Origin of the sequence: Streptomyces flavofungini, from assembly GCF_041028215.1 — a bacterium.
GTDB lineage: Bacteria > Actinomycetota > Actinomycetes > Streptomycetales > Streptomycetaceae > Streptomyces > Streptomyces flavofungini_B.
The window spans coordinates 1-6,598 of sequence record NZ_JASKYR010000415.1; the positions used below are offsets into that span (position 1 = coordinate 1).

The window sequence follows — 6,598 nt, forward strand, 5'->3', positions numbered from 1 at the left end:
GTCCACCCCMGCCYGMTCKCCCGGCCCGTCGCGGCGCCGGGAGATCATGCGGGCATGGACTTCGAGCTCGTACCACCCACTGGCGTCGGTCCCTTGGACATAGGCATGCCGCGAGACGCGGCGGACCAGGCCCTGCAAACGCTGCGTGATCCGGCGGCGCCATCCGCGTCGGACCGGTACGGACAGCACATCTTCCGGCCCAGCGGCCTGATGATCAGCATCGGCAGCACGCGCGGCGCCCTGGAGTCGGTCGAGTTCTCCCGGCCCGTGACCGCCGCTGACACCGTGCGCTTCAAGGATGTCGACGTGTTCCGGCTGCCCGCGCGTGAGGTCGTGCGGCGGATGAGGCGGCACACCACTGTCCTTGAGGACGAGGACGATCCCGCCTCCTTCGTGGCACCCGGACTGCTCCTGAGCTTCTGGCGCTCCTTCGAGGCGGACGACGACCCCGACGACGAACAGGGCCACTACTTCGCCACGGTCCTGCTGGCCAGGCCCGGGTACTACGACACACCGGCCCAGGCCCAGGCCCGACTGGCCGAGCAGGCGTCCGGCAACACCCCCGCACCGACACCCGAGCAGATGTCCGAGCGGAGATCCGGCGGGGCGGGAGCATGATGTTGGCCATGTACAAGTGGGGGTCGTTCGCCCTGCTCCTGTGCGGTGTCGCCGTACTGGCATGGGGCGTCGCGGGGTCGATCGACGTCGCGGACTGCACGCCGGGCAAGCGGTACTGCTCGACGGAACCGGGGAACGGAGCACACCAGGGCACTTACCTCGTCATGACTGTCGCGGGCTTCATCGCCGTGTTCCCCGGTGTCGCGCTCTCCCTGCTCGGACGGGACCGGCGTGCCGCGTACGGTCTGCCGCTCGGCGCGCTCATCGGCGGCGGGCTCGCCCTGTCGGTCGATCAAGAGCCCGGCATCCTCATCTTCGCGGGGGCTCTGCCGGTCGTCTGTACAGCGCTCCTCTTCGTCCTTCGTCACGCGATAGGCCAGTGGGCGGCACTGGAACCACCTGACTCGTCCGGCCGGTGACGACCCCGCCAGCACGTACAGCGGAGCGCCTACCTGCCCTTCAGGTGCTCGGCCAGCCGTGAGAGCAGCGGTACCGCCGCCGCGAGCGTGTCCCGCTGCTCGGGGTCGAGGGCGTCGCCGATCGCGGCGCCGAGCCAGTCGGCGCGCCTGCGGCGCTCCTCGGACAGGCGCTCGCCGCCCTCCGGCGTGAGGTGGAGCAGCAGCTTGCGGCCGTCGCTGGGGTGCGGCTCGGTGCGCAAGAGGCCCCGCGCGAGCAGTTCCTTGACCGCCTTGGCCGCCGACTGGTGGCTGACGCCGCGCCGCTGGGCGACGTCGGCGGTGGTCAACGGGCCGTCACGGTCCAGGTATCCGAGGACGGCCGCCTCACCCGGGGGCATCGTGTCGGCGGTGCGCACCGCGCGTACGAGCTGCCCGACGGCCAGACGGAGCTCCTCCGCCAGATCTTCTCGGTTCACGACACACCAGCCTCCCCGTCAACGCCGGGCACGAGCGCCAAGCATCCCTGGCCCATCAGCATTGCACAACTTAGGTGTACAGTTTAATTGTATAAGTTGGCGCATGAAGCCGCGTGGCCCGCCGGAGCGAACCGAACCACAGGGCCAGAGAACCAACGGACCACAGGGAGCCACCGTGAAGCTCACCAAGCACGCCCACGCTTGCGTCTCGCTGGAGAAGGACGGGGACCGGCTGGTCATCGACCCCGGCACCTTCACCCCGGACGCCGCCGAGGCCGTCGCCCAGGCCGACGCCGTCCTGGTCACGCACGAACACTTCGACCACTTCGACGAGGACCTCGTCGCCGCCGCCCTCGACGCCCGGCCCGAGCTGCAGGTGTACGGCACCGCCGCCGTGGCGGAGGCACTCGGCGGCCGTGCGGGCCGCGTGCACACCGTCGCCGCCGGTGACTCCTTCACGGTCGGCTCCCTCGGGGTCACGGTGCACGGCCACCGCCACGCGCCGGTCCACGCCGACATCCCGTGCCCCGACAACGTCGGCTACCTCGTGGGCGACGGGGCCGTCTACCACCCCGGCGACGCCTACTTCGTGCCCGAGGCGTCCGTACGCACCCTTCTGCTGCCGACCAGCGGCCCCTGGACCAAGCTCAGTGAAGCCGCCGACTACGTACGGGCCGTCAAGCCCGAGCGCGTTCTCCAGATCCACGAACTCATGCTGAGCGACCTCGGTCAGCAGTCCACCGCCCGCATCCTCGGCGAGGACGGCCTGACCGGCACACCGATCGAGAACGTGGCGGTGGGCAGCGCGCTCCAGCTCTGACTCCCGGAACCGTTCGGACCCCCCAGGTCAGCCCCTCGTAGGTGAGAGCTCAGCGCGCGGCCAGGCCCCTTCGCGCAGCAGGCGCAGGCCGTTCAGGCCGACGAGGACAGTGGAGCCCTCGTGGCCCGCCACGCCCAGCGGCAGGGGCAGGGTGCCGATCAGGTCCCAGGCGACCAGGGCGGTGATGAACGTCCCCGCGATGACCAGGTTCTGGACGACCAGGCGGCGGGCCGTGCGGGAGAGCCGTACGGCGGCCGGGATCGCGGCGAGTTCATCGCGGACCACGACGGCGTCGGCGGTCTCCAGGGCGAGGTCGGAGCCCGCCTTGCCCATGGCGATCCCGCAGTGCGCGGCGGCCAGCGCGGGAGCGTCGTTAACGCCGTCGCCGACCACCAGGACCCGGTGTCCTCGCGCCTCCCACTCCCTGACGGCGGCGACCTTGTCCTCGGGCAGCAGCCGGGCGCGGACGTCGGTGATGCCGACCTCGGCGGCGACGCGTTCGGCGGCGCGCTCGTTGTCGCCGGTCAGCAGGACGGGGGTGCGTCCGGTCAGCCGGGTGAGGGCGGCGATGGTGGCGGTGGCGTCCGCGCGCAGGCGGTCCGCGATGCCCAGGAGGCCCACGGGCACACCGTCGCGCAGCACGACGACCACCGTGCGACCGGCGTCCTCCAGTTCGCGCACCCCGTCCCGCACGCGCCGCCCAGCACCGGCGCCCGCGTCCGCCACGTCCGCCAGGAGCAGTGCCGGTGAGCCGACCTCGACCTTGTGGCCCTCGACGGTGCTGGCGACGCCCCGGCCGGGGGTGGACGTGAAGTCGGCGGCGGCAGGCAGGGGCAGCTCGCGCGCGCGGGCGGTCGCGACGACGGCGTGGGCCAGTGGGTGCTCGCTGGGGTGCTCGGCGGCTGCGGCCAGGCGGAGGAGGCCCATCTCGTCGCAGCCCGCCTCCGGCAGCGGGCGGAGGTCGGTGACGTAGGGAGTGCCCTCCGTCAGGGTGCCGGTCTTGTCGAGGGCGACGGTGTCGATCCGGCCCAGGCGTTCCATGACGACGGCGGACTTGGCGAGGACGCCGTGGCGGCCCGCGTTGGCGATGGCGGAGAGCAGGGGCGGCATGGTGGAGAGCACGACGGCGCACGGCGAGGCGACGATCATGAAGGTCATGGCGCGCAGCAGGGCCGGCCGCAGGGCGTCGCCGAGGACGAGCGGAACGGCGAAGACGGCGAGGGTCGCGAGCACCATGCCGAGCGAGTAGCGCTGCTCGATTCTCTCGATGAAGAGCTGGGTGGGCGCCTTGGTCGCGGAGGCCTCCTCGACCATCCGCACGATGCGGGCGATCACCGAGTCGGCGGGGTCGCGTGCCACGCGTACGCGCAGGGCGCCGGTGCCGTTGACGGTCCCGGCGAAGACCCCGTCACCGGCCCGCTTGGCCACCGGCAGTGGTTCGCCCGTGATCGTGGCCTGGTCGATCTCGCTCGCGCCGTCCAGGACGTGGCCGTCGGCGCCGACGCGTTCGCCGGGCCGCACCAGGATGGTGTCGCCGATCGCGAGGCGTGCGGCGTCGACGGTCTCTTCGGTGCCGTCGGGGCCCAGGCGGGTCGCGGTGGTGGGGGCCAGGTCGAGCAGGCCGCGCACGGAGTCGGCGGTGCGGGCGGTGGCGACGGCCTCCAGGGCGCCGGAGGTGGCGAAGATGACGATCAGCAGTGCGCCGTCGAGGACCTGCCCGATCGCGGCGGCTCCGAGTGCCGCGACGACCATCAGCAGGTCGACGTCCAGCGTCCTGTCCTTGAGGGCCTTCAGCCCTTCCCACCCCGGCTCCCAGCCGCCGGTGACGTAAGCGGCGGCGAACAGGGGTCCCCACAGCCATGCCGGTGCGCCGAGCAGGTGCGGCGGCAGGGCGAGCAGGAAGAGTACGAGTGAGGCCAGCGCCCAACGGGCCTCCGGCAGCGCCAGGACACGGGTGCGTCGGCGCGGCGGATGGGCAGGGCCCGTCGCCGCCGCCGTCGGGGCGGGCCGCTGGTCCAGGGCAGATGGCATGGCGAAGCAACCCTTCACGGGCGGACGGGGTAACGCCTCCACCATATCGGAACGTATGAACAGGTCTTCAAGTGTCATCGGTAGGATGGCCCCCATGGGGCACGGAACCGGCAGCAGGACCAGCGCCACCGCACGTGAGCGGCTCGACGCGGCGGGGGTCTCCGACGTCGCCGCGACCCTCCAGGCGCTGGCGACGCCCTCCCGTCTGTACATCCTGGCCCGGCTCCAGGAAGGCCCCTGCACCGTCGGCGACCTCGCCGAAGCCGTCGACATGGAAGCCTCCGCCTGCTCCCACCAGCTGCGCCTGCTGCGCAACCTCGGCCTGGTGACCGGCGAGCGGCACGGCCGCTCCATCGTCTACTCCCTGCACGACGACCACGTCGCCGAACTCCTGGAGCAGGCGCTCTACCACGTGGAGCACCTCCGCCTCGGCCTGCGCGACAGCACGGCCGACCGGTCGGCGCCCTGACTCAGGACGCGCCGCGCCGGTTCCCCTCCTCGTCGCAGGGCACGTCGGCGGCGGAGTGATTCGCGAGGAAGTCGCGCTCGGACTGCCGCTCGATCTCACTGATGGCGGTCGGTTTCACGTCGATGATGCCGCCGAAGGGCCGGTCGACGTCCCGGATGATGCACAGCGTCGCCGTGAGCAGCGCGGTGATCAGGGTGAGCGTGATGATCTGACCCCGGTTGTTCCTGCGGGGCAGACAAATGCCGAGCGCCACGACCGTGAAGGTCAGGGTGGCCAGGAGAAACCAGAAGATGGCGCTCGGAATGCTGGCGGTGGCCTGGGTGAGGCGTTCCTCGCGTTCGTCCGAGCGCTTGTTGTCGGCTGCGACCAGCATGCCGAAGACCGGCTTGCCCTGGAGCCCGCTGAACGAACGCCGGACATCGGTGGACCACACACTCGGGGCGGTCGACCCCTTGCCGTCGCTCATGGCGGGCCACTCCTGGTGACGTACGGCGCGCGCGTAGCAGACGGCGTCGGCCTGGATCCGCGCCCGCTGCTCCCCCGGGGCGTACTCCGCCGTCTCGACGAGCTGGTCCAGGGCGCGGGCCTCGCCGCGCGAGGCGACCTCGGCCTTCCCGTACGAAGCTGAGGCGGTGACCAGGACGAACGCGAGCAGCAGCACGGTCAGGGTGAGCAGCGGACCGACCAGGTCCTTGACCGCCATGCCCTCGTCGTCGTCGGAGGTGAGCAGCCGGGGGCGCAGGAAGCGGTTCGCCAGCAGACCGGCGAGCAGCGCCAGTACGGCGACGACGATGACGAGGGTCACTACGGGTCTCCTCCAGGACGGCGGGGGCCCGGATGCCCGGGCGCGGCGATCATCCCCGCAGGGGTTCGGGCCCTGAACTGCGGAAACGTTCGCCCACCTTCGAACGGGGGACACCGCTTAGCCCGAAGGGACCGGCGGGAACCGCCCGGGAGACCCGGAGGAGACTGAAGAACGACAGGGAGAACCGTCAGGGGGAGGAGCGCAGGAGGATTAGCGGTCCGTCGTAGGCGGGCCTGCCGCGCAGGTGTCCGGAGGCCTCGCCCCAGGCTCCCGGGCCCAGCGCTCGGCGCAGGGAGATGTCGGAGTCCTGGCGGGCGCGGTCGGTCGACGTCGCGGGCGGCGGGCTGACCGCGGCCGTCACCAAGGAGCCGTCGCCGACCTGGGGCTCGCCGCCGGTTCGCCGGTCGTCGCGCTGATCAAGCCGACCGAGGTCTCCCTCACCACCGCCTGATCCGGCGGCAGCGGGCCAGGGGCCTTCTCGTCGCTCCGATCGCTCCGGAGGCGGGCCCCCCGCGATCAGTCGTGCGGCGCCCTGCCGCTGACCCGGTGGTCGGCGTGACTGAGGGCTTCGAGGACGAGACGGCGCAGATGCCCGTCCCGCAGGCTGTAGTAGATGTGGCGGCCGTCCCTGCGGGTGTCGACGAGGCCCGCCAGGCGCAGCTTCGCCAGATGCTGGCTGACGGCGGTGCGCGAGGCCGAGCACTGCGCGGCCAGCGAGCCGACGTCGGACTCCTCGCGGGCCAGCAGCCACAGCACGTGCAGCCGGGTCACGTCCGAGAGCATCGTGAACACCTCGGTCGCCTCGGCCAGACGGGCGCTGTCCGGGTCCCGCAGATGCGTATGGGATGCGGGTGACCGGGGCTCGCGAGCAGGCATGAGCACAGACTAGAGCGCGCCGGTCCGCCGCACGGCCAGCCCGCCCGCATCGCACGCCGAACCGCACGGCCGGCCCGTCACCACGCATGACCGGCCCGCCGCCAC

The 6,598-nt window shown here is 72.2% G+C and carries 9 protein-coding genes and 1 pseudogene; 5 read left to right on the forward strand and 5 right to left on the reverse strand.

Going from position 1 to position 6,598, the window contains the following annotated elements; all coding sequences use genetic code 11:
- Positions 1-105 precede the first annotated feature (105 nt).
- Together AB8Z36_RS25430 and AB8Z36_RS25435 are read left to right on the forward strand one after the other, a co-directional pair.
- The gene (locus AB8Z36_RS25430) at positions 106-618 is read left to right on the forward strand and encodes a hypothetical protein (protein ID WP_369215704.1); all 513 of its coding nucleotides are present in this window, start codon (positions 106-108) and stop codon (positions 616-618) included.
- A gap of 8 nt (positions 619-626) precedes the next feature.
- Positions 627-1,037 carry a hypothetical protein gene (locus AB8Z36_RS25435; protein ID WP_369215705.1) on the forward strand — a complete coding sequence of 137 codons (411 nt, stop codon included), beginning with the start codon at positions 627-629 and terminating at the stop codon, positions 1,035-1,037.
- Between the two features lie 29 nt (positions 1,038-1,066).
- Here the strand turns inward: AB8Z36_RS25435 and AB8Z36_RS25440 are convergent, their stop codons facing one another.
- On the reverse strand, positions 1,067-1,492 hold the full coding sequence (locus AB8Z36_RS25440; RefSeq protein ID WP_369215706.1) for a MarR family winged helix-turn-helix transcriptional regulator: 426 nt from the start codon (positions 1,490-1,492) through the stop codon (positions 1,067-1,069).
- Between the two features lie 175 nt (positions 1,493-1,667).
- Between AB8Z36_RS25440 and AB8Z36_RS25445 the strand changes: the two genes are divergently transcribed.
- A complete protein-coding gene (locus tag AB8Z36_RS25445) occupies positions 1,668-2,312 on the forward strand; it encodes an MBL fold metallo-hydrolase (protein ID WP_369215707.1) in 645 nt (214 codons plus the stop codon).
- 27 nt (positions 2,313-2,339) lie between these two features.
- Here AB8Z36_RS25445 and AB8Z36_RS25450 read toward each other — a convergent pair whose 3' ends face one another.
- Positions 2,340-4,343 (reverse strand): heavy metal translocating P-type ATPase, encoded by a 2,004-nt coding sequence (locus tag AB8Z36_RS25450; RefSeq protein WP_369215708.1) that lies wholly within the window; start codon positions 4,341-4,343, stop codon positions 2,340-2,342.
- Between the two features lie 94 nt (positions 4,344-4,437).
- Between AB8Z36_RS25450 and AB8Z36_RS25455 the strand changes: the two genes are divergently transcribed.
- Complete coding sequence (locus AB8Z36_RS25455) at positions 4,438-4,812, forward strand: ArsR/SmtB family transcription factor (protein ID WP_369215709.1); 375 nt, start codon at positions 4,438-4,440, stop codon at positions 4,810-4,812.
- A gap of 1 nt (position 4,813) precedes the next feature.
- Here AB8Z36_RS25455 and AB8Z36_RS25460 read toward each other — a convergent pair whose 3' ends face one another.
- Together AB8Z36_RS25460 and AB8Z36_RS25465 are read right to left on the reverse strand one after the other, a co-directional pair.
- Positions 4,814-5,617, reverse strand: coding sequence for a hypothetical protein (locus tag AB8Z36_RS25460; RefSeq protein ID WP_369215710.1), 804 nt, complete (start codon positions 5,615-5,617; stop codon positions 4,814-4,816).
- A 187-nt stretch (positions 5,618-5,804) separates the two neighbouring features.
- On the reverse strand, positions 5,805-5,978 hold the full coding sequence (locus AB8Z36_RS25465; protein WP_369215712.1) for a hypothetical protein: 174 nt from the start codon (positions 5,976-5,978) through the stop codon (positions 5,805-5,807).
- Between AB8Z36_RS25465 and AB8Z36_RS25470 the strand changes: the two are divergent.
- A pseudogene (locus AB8Z36_RS25470) lies at positions 5,941-6,068 on the forward strand (TOBE domain-containing protein); the annotation flags it as partial. The gene AB8Z36_RS25465 and the pseudogene AB8Z36_RS25470 sit on opposite strands and share 38 nt — an antisense overlap.
- Positions 6,069-6,133: 65 nt before the next feature.
- Here AB8Z36_RS25470 and AB8Z36_RS25475 read toward each other — a convergent pair.
- Complete coding sequence (locus AB8Z36_RS25475) at positions 6,134-6,493, reverse strand: ArsR/SmtB family transcription factor (protein WP_369215711.1); 360 nt, start codon at positions 6,491-6,493, stop codon at positions 6,134-6,136.
- Positions 6,494-6,598: the final 105 nt, after the last annotated feature.